This is a genomic window from Moritella sp. Urea-trap-13, from assembly GCF_002836355.1.
Lineage (GTDB): Bacteria > Pseudomonadota > Gammaproteobacteria > Enterobacterales > Moritellaceae > Moritella.
Window position 1 is genome coordinate 114408 of the sequence record NZ_PJCA01000027.1, and the last position, 22761, is coordinate 137168.

General features: G+C 41.6%; 21 protein-coding genes. 14 read left to right on the forward strand and 7 right to left on the reverse strand.

The genetic code is table 11. The features are described 5' to 3' along the window. Both nagE and tpx read left to right on the forward strand, forming a co-directional pair. Nucleotides 1–1455 carry an N-acetylglucosamine-specific PTS transporter subunit IIBC gene (nagE, locus tag CXF93_RS03440; protein WP_101061047.1) on the forward strand — a complete coding sequence of 485 codons (1455 nt, stop codon included), beginning with the start codon at nucleotides 1–3 and terminating at the stop codon, nucleotides 1453–1455. A 270-nt stretch (nucleotides 1456–1725) separates the two neighbouring features. Then, nucleotides 1726–2223, forward strand: coding sequence for a thiol peroxidase (gene tpx / locus CXF93_RS03445; RefSeq protein ID WP_101061048.1), 498 nt, complete (start codon nucleotides 1726–1728; stop codon nucleotides 2221–2223). A 109-nt stretch (nucleotides 2224–2332) separates the two neighbouring features. Here tpx and CXF93_RS03450 read toward each other — a convergent pair whose 3' ends face one another. Then, on the reverse strand, nucleotides 2333–4246 hold the full coding sequence (locus tag CXF93_RS03450; RefSeq protein WP_101061049.1) for an ATP-dependent DNA helicase RecQ: 1914 nt from the start codon (nucleotides 4244–4246) through the stop codon (nucleotides 2333–2335). A gap of 144 nt (nucleotides 4247–4390) precedes the next feature. On the opposite strand from CXF93_RS03450, the gene CXF93_RS03455 reads away from it, so the two are divergent. Continuing rightward, nucleotides 4391–5020: an outer membrane beta-barrel protein gene (locus CXF93_RS03455; RefSeq protein WP_101061050.1), complete on the forward strand. Its 630-nt coding sequence runs from the start codon at nucleotides 4391–4393 to the stop codon at nucleotides 5018–5020. A 197-nt stretch (nucleotides 5021–5217) separates the two neighbouring features. Further along, on the forward strand, nucleotides 5218–5928 hold the full coding sequence (gene aqpZ, locus CXF93_RS03460; RefSeq protein WP_101061051.1) for an aquaporin Z: 711 nt from the start codon (nucleotides 5218–5220) through the stop codon (nucleotides 5926–5928). A gap of 58 nt (nucleotides 5929–5986) precedes the next feature. Here aqpZ and CXF93_RS03465 read toward each other — a convergent pair whose 3' ends face one another. Then, entirely contained in the window at nucleotides 5987–7156 is a 1170-nt protein-coding gene (locus CXF93_RS03465) for a benzoate/H(+) symporter BenE family transporter (RefSeq protein WP_101061052.1), read from the reverse strand. A gap of 114 nt (nucleotides 7157–7270) precedes the next feature. On the opposite strand from CXF93_RS03465, the gene CXF93_RS03470 reads away from it, so the two are divergent. From CXF93_RS03470 to CXF93_RS03480, 3 genes are all read left to right on the forward strand, one after another. Continuing rightward, nucleotides 7271–7927 carry a helix-turn-helix domain-containing protein gene (locus CXF93_RS03470; RefSeq protein ID WP_101061053.1) on the forward strand — a complete coding sequence of 219 codons (657 nt, stop codon included), beginning with the start codon at nucleotides 7271–7273 and terminating at the stop codon, nucleotides 7925–7927. Nucleotides 7928–8409: 482 nt separating this feature from the next. After that, nucleotides 8410–8949, forward strand: a complete 540-nt coding sequence (locus CXF93_RS03475) for a GNAT family N-acetyltransferase (RefSeq protein WP_101061054.1) — start codon at nucleotides 8410–8412, stop codon at nucleotides 8947–8949. Between the two features lie 62 nt (nucleotides 8950–9011). Then, nucleotides 9012–9428, forward strand: a complete 417-nt coding sequence (locus CXF93_RS03480) for a GNAT family N-acetyltransferase (protein WP_101061055.1) — start codon at nucleotides 9012–9014, stop codon at nucleotides 9426–9428. Between the two features lie 113 nt (nucleotides 9429–9541). On the opposite strand, the gene CXF93_RS03485 is transcribed toward CXF93_RS03480, so the two are convergent. Beyond that, nucleotides 9542–12391, reverse strand: coding sequence for an FAD-binding and (Fe-S)-binding domain-containing protein (locus CXF93_RS03485; RefSeq protein WP_101061056.1), 2850 nt, complete (start codon nucleotides 12389–12391; stop codon nucleotides 9542–9544). A gap of 229 nt (nucleotides 12392–12620) precedes the next feature. Between CXF93_RS03485 and CXF93_RS03490 the strand changes: the two genes are divergently transcribed. The 7 genes from CXF93_RS03490 (at nucleotide 12621) to CXF93_RS03520 (ending at nucleotide 19037) form a co-directional block, all read left to right on the forward strand. Beyond that, nucleotides 12621–13526 (forward strand): LysR family transcriptional regulator, encoded by a 906-nt coding sequence (locus tag CXF93_RS03490; protein ID WP_101061057.1) that lies wholly within the window; start codon nucleotides 12621–12623, stop codon nucleotides 13524–13526. 88 nt (nucleotides 13527–13614) lie between these two features. Further along, nucleotides 13615–14544, forward strand: a complete 930-nt coding sequence (gene nudC / locus CXF93_RS03495; RefSeq protein WP_101061058.1) for an NAD(+) diphosphatase — start codon at nucleotides 13615–13617, stop codon at nucleotides 14542–14544. Nucleotides 14545–14636: 92 nt separating this feature from the next. Continuing rightward, a complete protein-coding gene (locus CXF93_RS03500; RefSeq protein ID WP_101061059.1) occupies nucleotides 14637–15584 on the forward strand; it encodes a LysR family transcriptional regulator in 948 nt (315 codons plus the stop codon). 250 nt (nucleotides 15585–15834) lie between these two features. After that, on the forward strand, nucleotides 15835–16611 hold the full coding sequence (gene deoC, locus CXF93_RS03505) for a deoxyribose-phosphate aldolase (protein ID WP_101061060.1): 777 nt from the start codon (nucleotides 15835–15837) through the stop codon (nucleotides 16609–16611). A gap of 462 nt (nucleotides 16612–17073) precedes the next feature. Beyond that, complete coding sequence (locus tag CXF93_RS03510) at nucleotides 17074–18021, forward strand: porin (protein ID WP_101061061.1); 948 nt, start codon at nucleotides 17074–17076, stop codon at nucleotides 18019–18021. 295 nt (nucleotides 18022–18316) lie between these two features. Next, nucleotides 18317–18691: a hypothetical protein gene (locus tag CXF93_RS03515; protein ID WP_101061062.1), complete on the forward strand. Its 375-nt coding sequence runs from the start codon at nucleotides 18317–18319 to the stop codon at nucleotides 18689–18691. A gap of 1 nt (nucleotide 18692) precedes the next feature. Further along, the gene (locus tag CXF93_RS03520; RefSeq protein WP_101061063.1) at nucleotides 18693–19037 is read left to right on the forward strand and encodes a hypothetical protein; all 345 of its coding nucleotides are present in this window, start codon (nucleotides 18693–18695) and stop codon (nucleotides 19035–19037) included. A gap of 347 nt (nucleotides 19038–19384) precedes the next feature. On the opposite strand, the gene CXF93_RS03525 is transcribed toward CXF93_RS03520, so the two are convergent. From CXF93_RS03525 to CXF93_RS03535, 4 genes are all read right to left on the reverse strand, one after another. Beyond that, entirely contained in the window at nucleotides 19385–21037 is a 1653-nt protein-coding gene (locus tag CXF93_RS03525) for a bifunctional diguanylate cyclase/phosphodiesterase (protein ID WP_101061064.1), read from the reverse strand. 220 nt (nucleotides 21038–21257) lie between these two features. Further along, nucleotides 21258–21521, reverse strand: coding sequence for a hypothetical protein (locus CXF93_RS03530; protein WP_101061065.1), 264 nt, complete (start codon nucleotides 21519–21521; stop codon nucleotides 21258–21260). Nucleotides 21522–21592: 71 nt separating this feature from the next. Then, nucleotides 21593–21763, reverse strand: a complete 171-nt coding sequence (locus CXF93_RS22035; protein ID WP_198551577.1) for a hypothetical protein — start codon at nucleotides 21761–21763, stop codon at nucleotides 21593–21595. Between the two features lie 351 nt (nucleotides 21764–22114). Beyond that, the gene (locus CXF93_RS03535) at nucleotides 22115–22627 is read right to left on the reverse strand and encodes a phage regulatory CII family protein (protein ID WP_101061066.1); all 513 of its coding nucleotides are present in this window, start codon (nucleotides 22625–22627) and stop codon (nucleotides 22115–22117) included. Nucleotides 22628–22761: the final 134 nt, after the last annotated feature.

Below are 22761 nucleotides of genomic sequence, written 5' to 3' on the forward strand. Positions count from 1 at the left end.
ATGTTTAGCTATTTGCAAAAAATTGGTCGTGCACTAATGGTTCCAGTGGCAGTTTTACCTGCTGCTGCTGTATTAATGGGTATTGGTTATTGGATTGATCCAGTCGCATGGGGTGGTGAAAGCATGCTTGCAGCATTCTTCATCAAATCTGGTGCTGCAATCATTGATAATATGTCTCTGCTATTTGCTGTCGGTGTTGCTTACGGTATGTCAAAAGACAAAGACGGCTCAGCCGCGCTTGCTGGTCTTGTTGGCTTCCTAGTTGTGACAACGCTACTTTCACCGGGTGCAGTTGCTGCTATCCAAGGTGTTGGCGCTGACCAAGTTTCTGCAGCCTTCGGTAAAATCAACAACCAATTCGTTGGTATCCTAGTTGGTGTTATCTCTGCTGAACTTTACAACCGCTTCAGTGAAGTTGAGTTGCCTAAAGCACTTACCTTCTTCAGTGGTCGTCGCCTTGTTCCTATCGTAACGTCTTTCGTCATGATGGGCGTATCATTTGTACTTATGTACATCTGGCCAATGATTTTTGATGGTCTAGTAACTTTCGGTACTAGCATTAAAGATATGGGCCCTACAGGCGCTGGTATCTACGCATTCTTTAACCGTATGCTTATCCCTGTTGGTCTTCACCATGCACTTAACTCAGTGTTCTGGTTTGACGTTGCTGGTATTAACGATATTCCTAACTTCCTTGGTGGCGCACAATCACTAGAAAACGGCAGCGCAACTGTTGGTGTTACTGGTATGTACCAAGCTGGTTTCTTCCCAATCATGATGTTTGGTCTATTAGGTGCAGCGTTAGCGTTCATCCATACTGCTAAACCTGAAAACAAAGCTAAAGTAACATCTATCATGATGGCTGCTGGTTTCGCAACATTCTTCACCGGTGTTACAGAACCACTAGAATTCTCATTCATGTTTGTTGCGCCAGTACTATTCGTATTACATGCATTCTTAACGGGTGTATCTGTATTCATCGCGGCTTCAATGCATTGGATTGCAGGCTTCGGTTTCAGTGCTGGTCTAGTTGATTTAGTATTATCTTCACGTAATCCACTTGCAACACAGTGGTACATGCTACTAGTTCAAGGTGCTGTATTCTTCGTAATCTACTACGCTTCATTCCGCGCTATCATCGTTAAGTTTGACCTTAAAACTCCAGGTCGTGAAGACGCTGGTGAAGAAGCTGCAGCTCCGGCTAAAGCGGGTAAAGCTTCACACGCTGAAGTTGCTGCTAAAGTTTTCGAACTTGTTGGTGGTAAAGACAACTTAGTACACGTCGATAACTGTGCGACACGTTTACGTCTTGATGTTAAAGATTCTGCACTAGTAAATGACGCTGAACTTAAGCGCCACGTACCAGGTGTAATCAAGCCAAGTAAAACTGCTGTTCAAGTAGTGATTGGTCCACAAGTTGAATTCGTTGCTAACGCACTTAAAAAACTTGTTTAATATCCTTACCGTGAGGTTAGCTACTGGGTAGTTAACCTCTAGGTACAAAAAGGGCGATGCAGTTAATGCATCGCCCTTTTTTTATAAGTATTTTAGTGGAATAACTGGATGTCATAACAAGAACTAATAGGTATGACCTTACACTCCCTTACATATTTGGCGTGTACACTGATGTCGTTACGTTATATATTTCAATTCACCTTGTTGATCTAGATCAATTTCGTGAGCGGTTTTAAATTAATAGTATTCATTCAATAAACGGATAACAATATGACTCAAGTTACTTTTCAAGGCGACGCAGTAAACATTTCAGGCACAATCCCAGCGGTTGGTTCATTAGCTCCTGCATTCTCATTAACAGCTGGAGACTTGTCTGATTTAACGCTTACTGGTTTACAAGGTAAGAAAGTTGTACTTAACATTTTCCCAAGTATCGATACGCCTGTATGTGCTGCTGGTGTACGCGCTTTCAATGAAGCTGCTGCAACGCTAGAAAATACTGTTGTAGTATGTGTTTCTGCGGATCTACCTTTTGCGACAGGTCGTTTCTGTGAAGTTGAAGGTATTGCTAATGTGCAACATGCATCAACATTCCGCAGCCCTGAATTTGCAGAAGCGTATGGTGTTGCGATCCCTGATGGCGCATTACGTGGTTTAACAACACGTGCTGTTGTATGTATCAATGCTGAAGGTGTTGTTACACATAGCGAATTAGTAGCTGAAATCACAGACGAAGCTAACTATGAATTAGCGCTTAAAGCACTATAATTAGTCGTTCCGAATAAATAGTGGTTAAACGTTTCAAGCTTAGTTTGGAATGATGAATAAAAAATAGCGCTGCAGCATCTGTAGCGCTATTTTTTTATCGGGAGTAAAATTATTGCTGGTTGGTTAACAGCGTTAATATTTGCTGATAAGGGTAGGCTTGCAGCGCGGCAAAGTTACTGATCTTCTTGGCTTTCATCTTCATGAACAAGGGGGTACTGATGCCGCACAAGAAACGCGTGATCAATACGGGCGTTGGCTGCTTATCGCAAGCACTGATAAATCCTTGGCTAAGCTCCATCACTTGTTGTGCTGATAAGGCGGGCATGGTTGCAGGTAAAGGCAGTTGCGCCACACGTCCCTGACAGACAGAGCAAGTGCCACATTGCCCTGGTGCTTTATCATCACCAAAGTAGGTTGATAAGCCTTTACTCAAACATTGCGCACTTTGAATATACTGACCAACCGCATGCACACGCTTTATTTCACTTTGTTCTTTATGGGCAAATTGTTTATGCAGGGTTTCGGCTAATTGTTGGCTATCAAAACGCGAGTTCAATATCTGATATACATCTGTCATCAATTTACTTTCTAGCACTATGTTATTACGTTCATGCAAAAATTCCAGTGCGGTGATCACGCGGCTACGCTGTTCTTGATAACCTTCGCTCATGCGTTCAAAGTTAACCGTTGCCCAAGTACGTTTTGCTGGTGATGCGTTAAATATCTCTTCAATGAACACGCGTTTTTCATCGGTGAACTGATTCAGTATTTGCGCCGGATCTTTTAAGAACTTAAAGCGGTACTCCGCGAAATAAGAATACAGTGGCTTGATGATGCCCTGCATTTCTAAATACACTAATAAGGTTTTTAACGGTGCTTGACGCAAGTTACTGCCCATAGATAGCCCGTATAAAGTATGTTCCCATTCAGTACCAGCAGATTGGATCTCGCTAAGTACTGCTTCAATACCATTGAGCTCTGGGGTATCACCATAGACAAAGTTCTCTAGGATACTTTGGTTATCTAAATTGGCTAATACCAGACATTGTGAATCACTGCCGTCACGGCCTGCACGACCAATTTCTTGGCTGTAGTTTTCGATTGATTTCGGTAAATCAAAATGCACCACGTTGCGGATGTTACTTTTATCAATGCCCATACCAAAAGCGATAGTGGCAACAATACAATCGATGCCATTACGCATAAATTTTTGCTGCACTTCTTCACGTATATCGGTTGGCATACCCGCATGATAGGCCACCGCTTCAATACCTGATTGTTGCAAGGCACTGGCTAGCTCTTCGGCGGTTCTTTGTAAGGTGACATAGACAATTGATGCTTGCCCTGATTTCTTACCTAACCAGCGAGTTAGTGCATGCAGCTTTTTATCTTGGGCAATCGGATGCATTAACAAACTAAGATTGGCACGATAGAAACCGGTTTTGATTATATTGTTCGGGGCGATATTAAACTTGGTTTCCATGTCTTTAATAACCGATGGTGTTGCTGTTGCGGTTAATAACAAGGCTTGCTTAATATTCAGCTCTTTTTGATATTGCGGTAGTTTCAGATAATCGGGGCGAAAGTTATGACCCCATTCTGAAATACAATGCGCTTCATCGACCACTAATAATGAAATGGGTACTTGTTTGATGAATTTACGAAAGCGTTCATTCTTCAAGCGTTCAACCGAGATCATTAAGATCTTTACTTCGCCTTCACGCACTTTCGACATGGTATCGCGGACTTCATCGACGGACATGCTTGAGTCAATTTTAGCTGCGGCGATATTATGCTTTTTTAAAAACAATAATTGGTCTTGGATCAAGGCCAGTAACGGTGAGATAACCAAGGTTAAATGTGGCAGATGTAACGCCGATACTTGATAGCATAATGATTTACCAGAGCCTGTTGGGAAAATCGCTGCACTTGAACTGCCACTGACAATATTTTTAATTACAGCTTCTTGGCCTTCTCTAAATTGATCGTAGCCAAAGTAGTGTTGTAACGTTTGGTGCAGCATATCTGTATCTCGTATTATGAAAGCAAAGGGCGATTGAGCAGGGGAGTATATAGTTTTTTGTTAAAAAAGTGATCCCGTTTATGCAGATAAACACACGGTAGTGCTATATTTTTAACAGACAATCACGATATTACAGGATGTATGATGAAGTATAAGCAAAGACTTGGCGTTAGCGTGCTCGCGATGACTGCCTTGATGTACACAGGGATTGTGGCTGCAGACGGATTTGTCGCCGCCTTTGGTGGTTACGCTTTTGGTACCACTGATTTTTCAACAATAGACAGTATAACCGAAGAAGAAAGTACGGTTAAAATTGCCGAGTCTGAGCATTGGGGGATCATGGCTGGTGTGACAACGCCGGATCCAGGCAGTATTTATTTACTTTATAGTCATCAATCGACAGAATTTAGTATTGGCGATAATTTAAATCAACCAGAGGTCACCAAGCTGGAAATCGACTATTTACACTTAGGTGGTGCTTTGTATTTCCCACAAGGTAAATTTCGACCGTATATCACCACCAGTGCTGGTTTAACGCAAATGCGTCCCGATAATGGCTTCTCTAATGAAACCAGTTTTTCTATGGGCATTGGCGGCGGTGCTGAGTATCAATTCACCCCAAATTTTGCCTTGTTTGCAGATATGCGCGGGTATGCCACATTTATTAATAGTTCGCAGGCACTGTTTTGTAATAGTGGCAATTGTAAGTGGTTGGTTGATTCCGAATTAATGTGGCAAGGACAGGTCAACGTGGGCACAAAACTGACGTTTTGAGCCGTTTTGAACTATGCTAAGTTAATATTTTAAATGTTCATTAAACACTGGCTATTTAATTGTGTGTTGGTGTTTATTTATGTATTTCAAATAGATGTGATTACCACTTGACCCACTATGTTGTGGAATGATTCATTTCGAATGAAATCACTTTCAATGATGATAGGTGGTCATGAAAATATATAAGGGAATAAATAATGACATTAACAAAAAAGCTCGGTGCTGAGTTTATTGGTACATTTTGGTTAGTACTCGGTGGTTGTGGTAGTGCTGTGTTAGCGGCGGCATTTCCAGATGTAGGTATTGGTCTGTTAGGTGTATCGCTGGCCTTTGGTTTGACTGTATTAACCATGGCGTTCGCGATTGGCCATATCTCTGGCTGCCATCTCAATCCGGCAGTTTCAATCGGCCTTTGGTCGGGCGGTCGTTTCTCTGCGACAGAACTGGGTCCTTATATTTTCGCCCAAGTACTGGGTGGTATTGCCGGCGCAGCAACCTTATATGTAATTGCTAGTGGTCAAGCAGGTTTTGATGCTAGTGCTGGTTTCGCATCGAACGGTTATGGCGAACATTCTCCAGGTGGTTACAGTTTAGTTGCGGCACTAGTGGCTGAAATTGTCATGACGTTCATGTTTTTGATTATTATTTTAGGTGCAACGGATAAACGCGCACCACAAGGTTTTGCGCCTATTGCCATTGGTCTTGGCTTAACCTTAATTCACTTAATTACTATCCCTGTTACCAATACGTCGGTTAACCCTGCACGTAGTACTGGTGTGGCTATTTTCCAAGGTGACTGGGCCTTATCGCAGTTATGGTTATTCTGGGTTGCGCCCATTGTTGGTGCGATATTAGCGGGTATTGTTTACCGTTGGTTTGAATCCGATGACCAAGAACAACAAGCTTAATAACATGCACTAATTTATAATTAAGTTTATAAAAAAGAGGGGGGAGTCGTAATCGCGATTACGCCCCCTTTTTAGTTGCAACCAGCGCCGTCACGGTTATGGTTATTAACCCTGCGACAACCCCCCACAGTGCCGAGCCTATATTCCATAAGGTAAAGTCAGACGCGGTGACTAAGAAGGTCATCAGTGCGGCTTCTCTATAAGACGATTCAATAAAGGCATGCTGCAAACTACCGCCAATTGTTGAAAATAACGCAATACCCGCTAGCGCCATAATTAAGGCTGTAGGCATGGCTTGGAACAAGGTCATTAGGCTTAATGCACAAATCCCCATTAATAGATAAAAAGCGCCGGCACTTACTGCCGCCCAATAACGTTTCTTCGGATCTTGATCGACTTCTGCTGACATACAGATTGCAGCCGTGATAGCGGCTAGATTAATACCAAAACCACCAAAGGGCGCAATGAGAATATTGGTTAAGCCTGTCACCGTCATTAATTTGGATACCGGTGCTTGGTAACCGTGGGCTTTTAAAATGGCAATGCCGGGCATGTTTTGAGTTGCCATCGTGACCAGAAATAGCGGTAAGCCGATATTGATTAGCGCAGTAATATTCCACTCTGGTTCAATGTAAACCAGCTGGCCTAAGTGCCATTCTAAATCAGGTACAACAAACAGCCCTTGCAGCCATGCAGAGGTAATACCGACGATTAAAATCGCCAGCATGGCAAAGCGAGGAACAAGCGCTTTGCTAATTAAAAAGCTGATAAACATCAGTCCAACCAACAGGGGAGACTGATTCATGACATTGAATACCTCAATACCAAAAGACAGTAAGATCCCTGCCAACATGGCACTGGCGATTTGTAGTGGTACCCGATTCATTAATTTTTCAAATAACCCTGAAACACCTGATAAGGTAATTAGACAAGCTGAGAAGATAAAGGCGGCCACGGCTTCGTTAATGCTAAAACCTAGGGTACTGGTGATCAGTAATGCTGCGCCGGGGGTCGACCAGGCGATTAATAACGGCGTGCGGTAATAAATAGATAAGCCGATAGAGGTGAGTCCCATACCAAGCCCTAGCGCAAACACCCAACTTGATATCATCACTATATCTGCACCGAGATTAGAGGCAGCCTGATATATGAGGGCAATGGAGCTGGTAAAGCCGACCAAGGCGGCAATGAAACCCATGTTTATTCTGTTTAATATTGTGCTGGTCATTGTCCCGACTTCTCCAACTAGGCATTACGTGATAAAGTGTTTGTGCGTTATAGCGCACGGCTAATTTAATCAAAATAACACTGTATGTTATAACGCACAAGCTTCTTGTTTGTTATGACAGAGAGTTATACAAAATTCTTATATAAGAAAATTATAAAAAGAGACACAGAGGACATTACTATCAATATTCACACATCTTTAGGCAGTCGTCTTAAAACTGCGCGCAGTAACAAAGGCTGGAGTTTAGATAAAGCCAGTCAACATACAGGTGTATCAAAAGCCATGCTAGGACAAATTGAACGCGGAGAATCAAGTCCCACCGTGGTACGACTGTGGAGTATTGCGAATGGTTTTGAATTACCGCTTTCTTACTTCCTGACGGACTTAGCGCAAACACAGACAAATCACGTTGCCAATACAGCGCTAAATATGACCCTAAGTAAATTACAGAATCGCGAAGATGATATTCACATAGTGACGTTATTTCCTTATGACGCGCTGACCAAACTAGAAGTATTCCAGATCACTTTAGATCCACAACGTCAGCACATCTCTGCAGCGCATAATAGTGGCGTAGTCGAGCATATCATTGCGGTTGATGGCACGATGGAATATTACTTAGCCTTAGCAGCGGATGGTACTGAGCAGGAATGGCATAGTTTGCAGCAAGGGCAGAGTATTAAATTTAACGCTGACCAGTCACACGGTTACCGTAATATGACGGATAAACCAGTGACTATCCACAATATCATTAGTTATACCCACGCCTAATCAGATTGGCTGTGAACCACGATCGAGTGTCCACCTTCGGACATTCGAAGTTGCTCTAGTATGACAATATATCTGCTTTATTCACTCCTTGATAAAGAGATTGATACTTGTGGAATACACTTTTATTACCATCATTATAGCCCTGATAATACTCCCTGCGATCATAACCGAAATGATTCTTTTACCGTATAAACCGCATTGTGCTTTGTGCGACAAAAAACTGTCATTACATCGAACAAAACACCATTATCAACATATTAGTGGTCAGCAGAAAAGAGTCTGTAAAAAGTGCAATCGAGACCCCTTGGCAACCCTTACTGCGGCATTATTCAAGTTATCTGACTATCGCCGTCATTAATTGGTTATGAACCTCGCAGAGGTGACGATGTTAGCTATTTTTATTCTACATCTGTGATCAGTTACCTTGTTTGAGGTATGAATAAGATCTAGTATGAAATATTGATATCCTATTGGGAAAGCTTATGTTTACACTAAATATCGGACCAGATTTACAATTAGCTATTGTGCAACCGTCATTTGCGAGTTGCTATTTAGAGATAGTTACAGCTGAGCGTGCTTATTTATCAAAATGGTTACCTTGGGCGGCAGAAGCCAATGATGAAGCCTTCTTTCTTGATTTTATCCGCAAATCATTACTCGGGTATGCAGAAGGTAAATCCATGACGTGCGGGATTATTTATCAGGATACAGTGGTCGGTAATATCAGCTTTAACAGTATAGATCAGGAACTAAAAAAGGTTGAAGTGGGTTATTGGTTAAGTGAAAAATATCAAGGTTTAGGCATAGTTACTAAAGCCGTGAGTTTTTTAATCGAATACGCTTTCTCTGAGTTGAACATGAAGAAAGTAGAGATACGCGCAGCAGTCGATAATACTGCAAGCCGCAGGGTATGTGAGCGTTTGAACATGACGTTAGAAGGTATTATCAGTAATTTTGAAAATGTTAATGGTGAGATAATCGCCCATGCGATTTATGGAATACACCGTACAGACTTACGTTAAGTGATGACTTATATGTGAGTGTTATCTTATATGGACATTATCGTTTATGGAAGGAACTACACATGGAAATAGTCGCTTACACTCCGCAGTATTTACCGGCATTACGTGCGCTGTATATGGTAACGAGAACGTCAACGTTTACTTGGCTAGATAGTAGTGGCTATCAGATAAAAGATTTTGATGAGCACATTACCGATGACACTGTTTATTTAGTTGTTGCGGATGACAAGGTGCTGGGCTTTATTGCGGTTTGTGAACCGGATAACTTTATTCATCATTTGTTTGTGGCCGATGCTGCGCAAGGCATGGGCGTTGGCTCTGCATTGTTAACGATGTTGAGTGAATTAAACGGCAGACCACAGATATTAAAATGCATGGTCGAAAATGAAAAAGCAATGCAGTTTTATCTGCGAAAAGGCTTTGCTGAAGTGGGTAAAGGCACGGGGAGTGTAGGGGATTATTTAGTATTGAAAAAGTAAAAAGTAAAAAGTAAAAAGCAGGCCTCTGACCTACCTTATTACTATCAACTATCAACTATCAACTATCAATCTGAATCACCAACCGCAATAGCACTTAGCTAGTCGTATTATGATTAACCAGCTCGTTTCTCACTGACTTTATCTACCAGATACAAGATCGAGCGGTACTCAATTCCACTGTGCTCAGACAAACCAATCTCACAAGTTCGGCTATTTGAATAACCTTCGCTGCAATTACTCGGTACTTGACGTGCTAGTGGCGATAATGCCGATGCGTTTAACTCGGGCGTGGTAAAGCCTTTATCACCGGCAAAGCCACAACACTGAATGTCGTCTGGAATAATAACTTGTGTTGCACAGGCGCGACTTACTTTCTCCATCACCCCTGCTAAACCTTGCTTACGTGAAGTACAAGTCACATGTAACATCACCGGTTCTGCTTGCGGGGTAATATCCACATGCTCCATCACGAACTCTGCCACAAAGCGGAAAGGTTCGTAGATAGCAATGTCTTTAGTCATCAATTCAATACTGGTGCTGGCACATGGACTGGTATCCATTAACACGGGTAATTTACCTTGCTCTGACGCTTCCCAAAGCGCTGCTTCTAACTGTTGTGACTTGGTCAATGCAGTATCGACAAAGCCTTTACTCTTATACGGCATACCACAGCATTTTTCAGATAGTTTGCTTGGCATAATGACTTCAATACCAGCCTTTTGTAGAACAGCTTGAGTGACGTCAGCCAGTGGACGGTTATCCATGGCATTTTTGGCTGTGCCCATATTACGCGCGGCGCAACTTGGGAAGTAAACCACTTTCTTATGTGCAAGACCTAAACCATCACTCGTACTAGCTAATAGCTTCACCTTACCTGCCGCTTTAGGCATGCTTGGTGTCCATAATGGCACCGCGCCGCCAGTGATCTTATGAGTTGCTTTAGTCACAGTGCGCATGGTTTTGGTGCCTAATACACTGTGGATACCGTTAGCGACAGTTAAGCCAGCTTGGGTTACACTTGTTAGTCCGGCGAAATGATCACTACTCCAACGAGCTATCACGTTAGCGATAGGAGAATGCTGTTGGCGTAATTTACGGATCAAGTCGCCAGTATTAATATCAACAGGGCAACGCTCTGCGCATAGCCCCGTTGCGGCGCAAGTATCAATGCCGAGGTATTTAAATGATTTTTCTAACTCGGCAAGACGCGCGGGATCTTCTTGGCTGCGTTGCAAACGACTGATTTCACGGTACACGGTATTACGTTGGCGTGGTGTTAGTGATAATTCTCGTGATGGGCAAACCGGTTCACAAAAACCACATTCGATACATTTATCAATAATGTCATCTGCAGCTGGCATCACTTTTAAATCAGTGATGTGGCTATCTTTGTTATCATTTAAGATCACGCCGGGGTTTAAAATACCGGTTTTATCAAAGATACGTTTGATGTCTTGCATCAAGGCATAACCTTCGCTGCCCCATTCCAGTTCAACGTACGGTGCCATGTTACGGCCTGTACCGTGTTCTGCTTTTAACGAACCTTGATATTCAACAGCAACAAGTTGCGCCACATCATCCATGAAACCACTGTAACGGGCGATCTCTTGTTCGGTTTCAAATGCTTGGGTAAACACAAAGTGCAAGTTACCGGCGAGGGCATGACCAAAGATGATCGCTTCATCATAATGGTACTTTTTAAATAAAACTTCTAAGTCGCGTACTGCTGGCGCGAGTTGCTCGATAGGGAAAGCAACATCTTCGATGATCACAGTGGTCCCCACTTCTCGCACGGCTCCAACGGCAGGGAATAGTTCTTTACGGATCGCCCATAGCTGATTGTAGACCTTGGTATCGGTGCTAAACTCGACGGCCTCAGTTGGATTAAGCTGGTCGATTAGCGTATTTATTTGGACCACTTGTTGGTTTAAATCCGCGTCACTCTCGGCGTGGATCTCAACGAGTAAGGCCGCGGCTTCAGTATTATTTTCTGCTGTAAGTTGAGTAATGAAGTTAGGCATGCCAGGTTTATTGGCGACTGAACTTAAAGCGCGATTATCCATTAATTCGACAGCGGCAACACTGGTATTGGCTAGTTGACTCACCGCTAAACAGGTTTGCTCAATATCAGCGAATAAATACAGACCCGTGGCTTTAAAGCTATGGTCGATCACCGTATTGTAAGTAACATCGGCAATGAAACCTAACGTACCTTCTGAACCAATAAATAGGTGCTGTAATACCTCAATCGGGTCGCTGTAATCGGTTAATGAATTAAGGCTATAACCTGTGGTGTTTTTAAGGCGGTATTTATGACGGATCTTATCGGCTAACGCAGTATTGTCTTTACAGGCTTGGGCAAGCTTGGTCAGATCATCGAGCATGTCTTTATGACTGATTTTAAACTGCGCAACACTGTCCTTATCTAAGGTATTCAGAATGGTACCGTCGGCAAGCACCACCGTCATGCCTGCTAAGGTTTGATAACTGTTCTGCGCTGTACCGCAACACATGCCTGATGAATTATTGGCGGCGATACCACCGATTTTACAAGTATTGATTGAGGCTGGATCTGGACCTATCTTACGTTGATAAGGGGCTAGGATCTTATTCGCTTCAGCGCCGATAATACCCGGTTGTAGCCAGATCTGTTCGCCGTTGTTGAGTACTTTATGTTTGCGCCAATCTGAGGTGAGCATGATAAGCACAGAATCTGACAATGCTTGCCCTGATAAGCTGGTGCCTGCGGCGCGGAATGTCACGGGAATTGCCATGTCATAACAAGCCTTAATGACCGATACCACTTCTTCTAAACTAGCCAGTTGTAAGATCAGCTTGGGTATTAAACGATAGAAGCTGGCGTCCGTTCCATAAGCTAAAGTAAGCGTAGGGTCGGTGATAATACGTTTGTCATCGATGGACTGGCGTAATTTACTAATCAGTACGTGATACGGGTCAGACATTGTAGGCTCCTAGCCATGTGGCTATGTTATTTTTATTTTGTCGTTAATGTGCCACATTATGTTTATTTAAATTTTGTAATGATGCGGTTTCAGACGTAGTATTTATACGGCCTATATACAGGTCTAGATACAGATCTAGATATAATACCGAGCTATATATAGTACCTATCTAGCACTGTTTGATATACTAGCTCGATTACACATGACTGTTTCATAAAGTGGACCAATAATGCGAAGTACCGATGATTTTTTAATTTTTTATCACCTAATTGAACAAGGTTCTTTTAGTAAAGCGGCTGATATTGTTGGTTTAACTAAGTCAGTGGTGAGTAAACACATTACCCGTTTAGAAAAAGAGATGGGTGTACAGCTGATCTTCCGTACTACGCGTAAGTTAACGTTAACGGAAGCAGGCAAAGTTTTTTTTGAACATGCCAGAACCATTTACCAGTCCGTGCAAGGTGCCGTTGATGCCATGAATGGGCTAGGGGATAGCTTGTCGGGTTCGATCCGCTTAACTGTGCCGACTGTGTCTGGCGAAATCATCTTAGCCGAAGCGATTGCCGATTTTAGTGCCAGCTATCCCGACATTCATATCCACATGGATCTGGATAATTGCTTTGTCGATTTGATTGATAACAACTTTGACTTGGCGATTCGTACTGGCGCCTTACAAGATTCGAGTTATATTGCCCGGCGTCTAGTGCAAGCACAATGGGTGATCTGCGCATCGCCAACCTATTTAGCCAAAAACGGCACACCAAAACGCCCTCAAGATTTAGATAAGTATAATTGTCTCGCTTACAGCCAGCAGGAAAGTGGCGCCAACGAGTGGCTATTTAAAGGCCGTGAAGAAGACTACAGCGTCAAGATCTCTGGTAACTTCAGTGCCAATAATTCGGCTGCATTACGCAAAGCCGCCTTGTTTAATTTAGGCCTAATATACGTGCCGAAAGTGCTGGTGGCCGATGATTTACAAGCGGGTACTTTAGTTGAAGTGCTACCGCAACAAGTGGCTAAGTCATTAGGTATTTATGCGATTTATCCGTATACCAAATTGCAGCCATTAAAAGTGAAACTGTTTATCGAACATATCTATCAGTTTTACCAACGCCAAGCAGATAACTTTAGTTAAGTTGCGGTTCATGGAAAACAAAACAAAACAAAACAAAACAAAACAAAACAAAACAAAAAAGACAAGCAAGCAAGCAAGGAAGATAATAATGCTTAAATATACCGAGATGTTACTCGACCGTGCATCTAATCAACGTAAAAGTCCGGAATGGCTAGCAATCCAAAAGAATAATAATAGCCGTTGGGTATTAACCCATGCCGACCAGAATTATTTTAGCCAAGCGGATAACGCGCCATTATTTTTAACCCTTGCAGCTGTTCAGCACCTTGATCTAGCGGATGCGGTATTTTTAGGTCTTGATGAAAATAATGAGAATACGCCTTATTTTGGTTTGGATTTAACCCATGTTGATGTTGCGGTCATCGGTAAATTTTTACTTGAAGGTGAATTTCACGACCTGCGTAAGATGACGGTGATGTTAGATAATCCATCAGCATCATTAATGGCACTGGCTCGGGGCTTGGCCTTTTGGCATCGCTCGCATTGTTTTTGTGGTCGCTGTGGCACGGTGAATACATCGGTAGCCGCAGGACATGCGCGATTATGTAGCAACCCTGATTGTCAGCATCAAACTTTCCCACGTACCGATCCTGCGGTGATTATGGTGGTGCGCAAGTTGTTCGCTGATGGCATTGAACGTTGCTTATTAGGTCGTCAAGTAGAATGGCCAGAAGGCGTGTATTCGACCTTGGCGGGCTTTGTTGATCCCGGTGAAACATTAGAAACAGCTGTCGCTCGTGAAGTCATGGAAGAGTCGGGTATTGCCGTCACTAATGTGCAGTATTTAGCGTCACAACCTTGGCCATTCCCGTCCTCTATCATGCTTGGTTTTATTGCCGATGCTAGCAGTGATGATATTCAAGTCGATAAACATGAAATTGATGACGCCCGCTGGTTCTCTCGCGCAGAATTACAATCGTTTGGTGAATGGGGCGATGAAACAGCTGGTTTTAAAGTACCAAGAGTCGATTCAGTTTCGCGTTATTTAATTGATCACTGGGTTAGTTTAGGCGATTAGTTTTTGTTGGAGCGTTGTATTTGTATTTGTATTTTTAAATGTAAATGTAAATGTAAATGTAAATGTAATGGTAGTAATCACAGGCAGATAAAATGAAAGAGTTTTTACAGCACAGAGCCTATCAGATCGTATTTTTTAATGCCTTGGCGACAAGTGGCAGCCTGACGAAGGCGGCAGAGATGCTTAAAGTATCTGTGTCTCATGTCAGTAAGCAGCTGCATAGCCTAGAAGAAGACTTAGGCGTGCAGCTGATTAATCGCAGTACTCGCACGCGAACCCTGACTGAAGAGGGCAAGCGTTATGCCGAATACAGTGCTCAAATAGTCTCGCTTATTCAGGAGGCTGATACGTTAGTTACCGATACCCGCGATGAAATTTCCGGGCATATTCGCTTGGCATTATCGCGCTCTTTTGCCACGCTACATATCATCCCTGCGTTGGACAAGCTGCAAATAAAATATCCGCAACTCACTATCGATGTCAGCCTGTTCGATCACAAGGTTGATATGTTGGCTGAGGAGATAGATCTCTGGGTTACCACCTATGAAGATATCAACGAAGGTTATGTGGCTCAGCGCATCGCTGATACGCGTTTCTTGTTACTCGCCGCGCCTGAATATTTGCAGGCTCATGGCACTCCGCAGCATCCTGATGAGTTGACTCAGCACAATTGCGTGACTTACCACAGTAAGAGCCGTAGCTGTAATCATTGGTCTTTTGCTAAAGACGACGAAGAGTTCAGCATCAGCGTATCGGGTAACTATCGCGTTAACTTAGCCGAGGCTGTTAGAGACGCGCTTATTGCCGGTAAAGGCATTGGTTATCTGGCCAGTTACTTGCTCACCGATGAATTGGAAACCGGTAAGTTAGTGCAACTGTTACCAGACTGGCGTGCTAATCAAAAGATGCCTGCCTATGCCGTTTATCCGCGCAACAAACATCTGCCAGCCAGAGTGAGAACGGCGATACATTTCTTAAAAGATACTATCGGTCATCCACCATACTGGGATAAAGCCTTAGCTAAATGGGCTAAATTCTAAATTAGGAAAGCACTTTTTCAGCAAGGTAAACGCAGGACGTTTTCTGTATGGAAAAGCTGTTTCAACTAATAGCCTATGGGACGATGCACTTTAATTCTCTATGATAGCCGCACATTAAAGGCTGACCAGCGGGTAGTAAATTCCCTTAACCCGCGGTTACATCCAAGCCCACTATTTTAGTAATTCAGACGTTTAGTTGTATTTGTGTTTTACAATTACAGTCGTAAGCGTCCTTTTGGAGATATGATTCATGAGCGATTTAAAAGCAGTAGCCTTAAAAGCACTTAGCCTGATTGACCTAACCACACTGAATGATAACGATACCGATGAAAAAGTGATTGCCTTGTGCCATGACGCTAAAACAGCCGTTGGTAACACAGCTGCAATCTGTATTTACCCACGATTTATTCCGATTGCGAAGAAGACATTAAGAGAACAAGGCACGCCTGAAATCAGAATTGCGACAGTCACTAACTTTCCACATGGTAACGATGATATTGCCATTGCTGTCGCAGAAACAAAAGCCGCGATTGCTTACGGCGCAGATGACGTGGATGTTGTGTTCCCTTACCGTACGCTTATTGCTGGTGATGAGAAGTTAGGTTTTGAATTGGTTAAGCAGTGTAAAGCAGCTTGTGGTGATACATTACTTAAAGTGATTATCGAGACTGGTGAGTTAAAACAAGCGCATTTAATTAAGCGTGCTAGCGAAATTTGCATCGAAGCAGGCGCAGACTTCATCAAGACGTCGACTGGCAAAGTCGCTGTTAATGCGACACCTGAAGCAGCTGAAATCATGCTTAACGTGATTAAAGATATGGGTGTTGCTCATCGTGTTGGTTTTAAACCTGCGGGCGGTATTCGCACGACTGAAGATGCGAAGTTATTTTTAGATATGGCCGCCGATATTATGGGCCAAGAGTGGATTGATGCTGAACATTACCGTTTTGGTGTATCTGGTCTGCTAACTAGCTTACTGAATACTTTGGACGTTAGCGAACAAGTTGCGGATCCAACTGCATACTAATCGCTATTAGCGCCGTTTTATGACGGCGCTTTTATATTAATAATTTAGCTTAAGCTTGCCACTGCTGTTATTAAATTAATATTTCTTTACCACTCTTCATCATTACAACTTTCTATCGCTTCTGGTCCTTCGTTCTAATCGCTTAATCAATCATATTTCGTTGACTTAACGCTGCAAATTGTCGCATCAATATGGGCTGTACTTATTCTGTTTTATGATACGGGTTACGAGTCGCCATAAACTGGTATTTTTACGAGTTACGCGCTATTAGCTTAGCTAATACAATGATCGCAAGCAAAGCAGGTACGCGTGCTATAACTGAGAGTATTAATGACGCTTATAAATAGCGACAGCGTGAAAACTTGTTTTTAATCTAGTGTTTAGAGAGTTATTTAGCTTTTTACATTAAATCGCTATGTAACCTTCGACCTTACTATTGACCACTCAAATTTGGAATTGTTCATGAAAAAAATAAATAAAGCATTATCTCTCACATTAGCAGCAGTTGTATCTATGCCGACTCTGGCTGAAAGCGTAAATACTGATGATTTTTCTTTTGGTGGGCGTATTGAAGCTAGGGGCGTACTTGCCGATAGCGATTTTTCAGATGCTTCTCGTGTGCGTTTAAACGGTCAAGGTAAGCACGAAATTAATGACGATATAACAGCAGTTGGTAAATTCGAATATGAACTAACACAAGATAGCGCAGAAACTGATACAACAGTAAAAAACAAAACGCGTTATGCTTATGTTGGTGCTGAAACAGCTTTTGGTACAGTAACATACGGTACACAGGATAACGCTGTTACTTACCTGACTGACTTCACCGATATGGCTGAATACTTCAGTGGTTACACCAACGAAAACATCACAGCAAGTGGTGACCGAGCTGAAGATACGATTCTTTATAGCTTTACCAAAGGTGATTTAAAATTCAACGCATCTGCTAACCTAAAAGAAACCGAAAATGGCGGCGGCTTAATGGTTGCTTACCAAGTAATGCAAAATGTTGAATTGAGTGCTGGTTATGCGGCAACAGAAGCGGCTGAGAACGAAACTAACTCATCAGATGTATACATGGTTGGTGCGCGTTACACTAAAGATACTATTTTGGTTTCAGGTTTAGTACAAACAGGTACTTTAGCTGATGATGACTTCAATGCAGTTGATGCATTCGCATCTTATGGCTTTGGTCAAAATACAGTAAGCGTGTCATATAACTATTACAGTGCTGATGAGAACGAAGAACTAGACCTTAACTTCGTGGCATTTGAATATGGTCGTTATATTGGTGACGTAGCTGCATATGCGGGCTATAAAGTGGCATTCAACGATGATAATTCTGCTGGTACTACCAAGAATCCACTCAATGCTGATGAATTCATCATGGGCGCTCGTTACTCTTTCTAATCTTGGCTAATGAATGCCGAGCTTATTGAGATAGCCGCTCCTAGTGAGTTGCGTGTAACTTAGTTCATTGCTTCTGCCGGTTTCTTAGTCTTTACCGTAGCAGCAAAGCATATATCCTTTATGAAAAATCCCGCTTATTTGCAGTAAGCGGGATTTTTTTTGCTTTTTAAATCAGATAGTCTCCTTATTTAAAGACCTTTATTTAATCCCAACCTACATGAATCGCCTACTGTTGATTTGACTTACTAGCAAAAAAAAGCTATAGTATTCGACTGACCAAATCAAAGGGGTTAAAATGTTAAATTTAGATGAATTGCACTTTGTGCCACATTCTTCATTTCAATCTTTATTTGAACAGCAAGAAGTTAAAGAATTATGGGCATTTTTAAAAACACCCAACAATCTGATTCGTATTGACGCAGCTTTATATCTTGGTAAAAGCCCACTTGAGGTAATTACTCCAAATCTACTAACCTTGTATATATTCTCTGATGACGTAGATAAAAGTCTAAAAGACAGATATAAGAAAATATGTGGCGCTTTTATTAAAGCGATTGCAAATGAACTTGGCTACTCACAGAATCAATCACGCATTAAATTAAAAGCTGGCACGGTTGCAAGACCACAGCTTTTTAGTACTTCAACAACTTATTCAAAGAAGGCTTGTTAATATGAAAAAACCACTATGGACTAAAGAACGTGTTGCCCAAAAAGGGTCTGTATTTTTACAATCTGTATTGAACAACATGGGTAGTAAAAGCTTAAATGCAACAGTCAGATTTGGCACCACAGGTACTGGTGATTTACCTAATTATCAAGTGAAAAAAGAATTCGGCCCGATTGCACCAGATCGCCATCTTATTACTGTTTATCAAAGTCGCAGCCATAAAAAATATACCGGCACAGCAGTTTTTAATGATGATAATTTATCTGAAGAATTTAGTTATGCCGATATTATTGAAATGTTAGCGAATGATATTAAAGGTATGTTAGCGGATGATAATATCCATAGCTAAATAGCGTTTGTATAAAGACGAAATTCGAGGTTAAATTTAAATGTTCACCGTTTAAAGAGGCGTTCGAAAGCACATGACCAAAAGAGAGAAGCTTAGCATTCTTCACGTGACTGACCTGCATTTTAACCGCGCCGTTTGTGAGTAGTTAGGTGATCAGCACGCTGTGGATGCTATCTGTATTTCTGGTGATTTGTTTGATGACAGTATTAACACTGCGCTTTCTTTATCTGAACAGGCAATATGGTATGGCTTCGCAAGAGATCACGGAAGATCTTGATGCTACCCTTGATACAAGCTTGATGATGACTAATAACGCGGTATCGCCAGCGTTATCATTCCTTCTACAATCATACCTTCGACATGCACTCCTGATGTTTGACTGGCATATTAGCGTCAAAAAATTGAAAATTGTCACGGCCACTATCTTTCGCTCGGTAAAGGGCAAGGTCGGCATACTTCAGTAACGCTTTTGGCTCGTAGGTATGTAACGGCGCTATACTGATGCCGATACTGCAGGTGATTTTAAAGCTGTATTTCTCAATGTTTATAACGCGACGCAGCGATTGCAGGATCTTTTGTGCGACCGGTTGAATGTCTTCTGGGGCTGATACATCCTGTAGCAAAATGGTGAACTCGTCACCGCCTGGGCGAGAAACCGTGTCTTCTGTACGCACACAGTCAGTTAGCCTGCACGCCACTTCTTTTAACAGTTCGTCACCGACATCATGGCCATAAGTATCATTAATGGCTTTAAAGTGATCCAAATCAAGCATGATAACCCCAATACCAGCACCTTGCTGGCGTTGTAGGATCTCAGTTGATTGATTCAGGCGATCATATAACAAACGGCGATTCGCTAAGCCCGTCAATGGGTCGTAAAGGGCAATTTTCTCAATTTTAATTTGCTGATCTTTTTGTGTGGTGATGTCTTCACTGACACTAATAAAATGGCTTATTTCACCTTGATCATCCATCACTGGAGAAATGGACATCAGTGACCAGTAATACGCGCCGTGCTTGGTCCGATTAAAGGTTTCACCATGCCAATTTTTACCTGCAAGTATGGTACCCCATAATTCTTCATGGCATGCTGGTGGCGTTTCCTTAGTACTAATAATACTCGGGGTCTGACCGATGGCCTCAGCTTCACTGTAGCCAGTGACTTCGCAGAATCGGGGATTAATGTATTCAATGATGCCGTGTTTATCGGTGATCATGATAGAGCTAGCACTGTGCTCTACAGCTCTTGAGAGTTTTTGCAGTTGTACTTCCGCCTTTTTATGAGCGGTAATATTAGTAATGAAAGCAAAAAAACCAGTGCCATCATCCATGGCCGTGGCTGTCAAACGTACGTTTAGCGGCTGGCCATTTTTATGTTGAATAATAAAATCTTCGCGCCAGTGTTGTTGAATACCGGGTCGGTTCAATGATGGTGTAAAAATATGTTTGAATTCAGGCGCGATATAATAAATGACAGAATTAGCTTTTAATTCTGCGAGTTCATATCCGCTTAGTTGGCAAAAGGCATGATTGGCAAAAGTAATATTGAAATGGTTGTCGACGATCAAAAATCCTTCCGACGTTGTCTCTATCACGGTTCGAAATTGTTGTTCACTTTTGACTAAGGCTATTTCGGCTTGGTGTTGTTGGGTAATATCATGGACGATAGAATACCATACCGTGTGGTCACCAGGCTGCAGGGGGCCGGAATAAACGCATACATCACGAATTTCGCCGCTATGGGTGATGATCCTATAATGCTGCTGGAACGATTCAATATTAGCAGCTAAGAATATATTCATTTCGGCGGCAACACGTTCTTTATCGTCAGGATGGATAATGTCGGAAAACACATGTTGCTTCGACTGGAATGCTGCTACGGTATAGCCAAACTGATTGATATTTTTAGTGACGGATAATACCGGCCAATCGGCTGTAAAGCGCCAAGTAAAACATATACCCTGAGCTTGTGTCATTAATCCTTTATCTGATAATCCCATCAGTAGACTCCTTTTCTAAATAACATCGTTTGTCCATAGTTGCGGCCATGATACAACTAGTATCTAATACAGAGTTATTTTAACATTCATTTAACGAGCATAAATTGACTAATGTCAGTTAGTTACATTTATATTTCTCTCGTTATTCAGGAAGGGAAATACCTGTTTCCGTGAGGAGCTCTTTGTATCTAAAATCGGTCGTCGTGTACTTTAAATGAGTTTAAATGACGATATCTATTGTTGTTCGCGTTGGTAACTGAAACATACTTTCTGTGTGTTGGTTTACACCCAAGCTTTGATATTGGGACATTAGTTCTACGGCTTCCAATCGTAAGGTTGCTTGTTTTAACTGTTGCATCATCATTTTTGTTTTATGTGTTTCTAAGCGAAGCTCTTCTTTTCGGCGATATTCACGCATTCTCATTATTTCTTTTGCTTTATTTTCGGCATTTGAATTGAAAAAATCTATTAATGTCCTATTCATAGTAACCTCATCTTTAATTTGTATTATTGATTAATGCTCAATCGACCTCGTATAAACCCTTGTTGATGTGATTAACCTTCAATGCCACATACTTTTCCATTTGCCATTATTACGGTGTGAATATTGTAACTCTTCAATACATTGATTATTTCTTCTGGTAATTCAACTGTATCGTCAAGAACTAAGGCATGGAACTCAAGTCGTAAAGCGTTAATCTCTTCTTTTGTTAGTAAATTTTTCATACCCCAGCCTTGTATTTATGTTGTTAATTTTAATGGCGGGGCATCTCTAGTGCTGCCTCACCACCTCTCAATGGAATAATCATAACGTTATATTTTGGTGTGAAACACGTGAATCACTGGGCTATTTTCACATTGCAAATTTGATTAGGTAAGTTGAATAGAATAGATTTAGTGAATCAGACCTTTTCTAATTCGCTATAAATCGCCAGTAGCAACTCTGTTGAGCTGTAGATTGGGTGGGGTATTGTTGCGGTCGGCCGTATTTTTTATAAAGGATCAGGGAAATAAATAGAAGCAGTTATGAATGGGTAACAATTACCCATGCACCTTAAGATATGTATACAAACAACATTATTTTATAAGTTCATTGCTATCACTCGCTTTAATTAAAATAGCTTTCAATTTGACTAACGCATCAATCTCATCATTTATTTCTTTTTTGATTTTTATTATTTCAGTAGGGCTGATCTTATTATTTTTTAAGGCCTCATGTATCTCATTTGATACATCGCCATGCTCCTTACTTGTTCCCACCAATGCGTTTGAGATTGATTTATAATTTATAATTATATTCGGTTCTGCGTAGTGTTTGTCACATTTCAAGCTGAAAACTTCTAACATATCTGTAAATACACTGACATGCCGTCCACTGTCGTCTAATTCTAAAACTTTCATTACAGACATGAACTCTGTCAGCGTTAATTTATGTTCTTTAGACGTCGGAGTGAATTTATTACTGAATGTGCCTGCTGAGACTTTTGTTCCATTCATTTTTAATACTTCACTATAAATCTTAGTGATCCCTATGTCTTTTGAATGTGAATGTAACGTGGTTAAAAAGTTTTCCATCAAATTGTTGTCCATTTCTAACGCCCTTTTTAATGTTTTAATTCCAATATTCTGATTTTTAATTAAGACTTTTTCTCAAACGAGTCTTTTATAAACACTATCTAAACTAGAAAGCTATTGCTTTTAAGACGTTAACGGATATTACATAT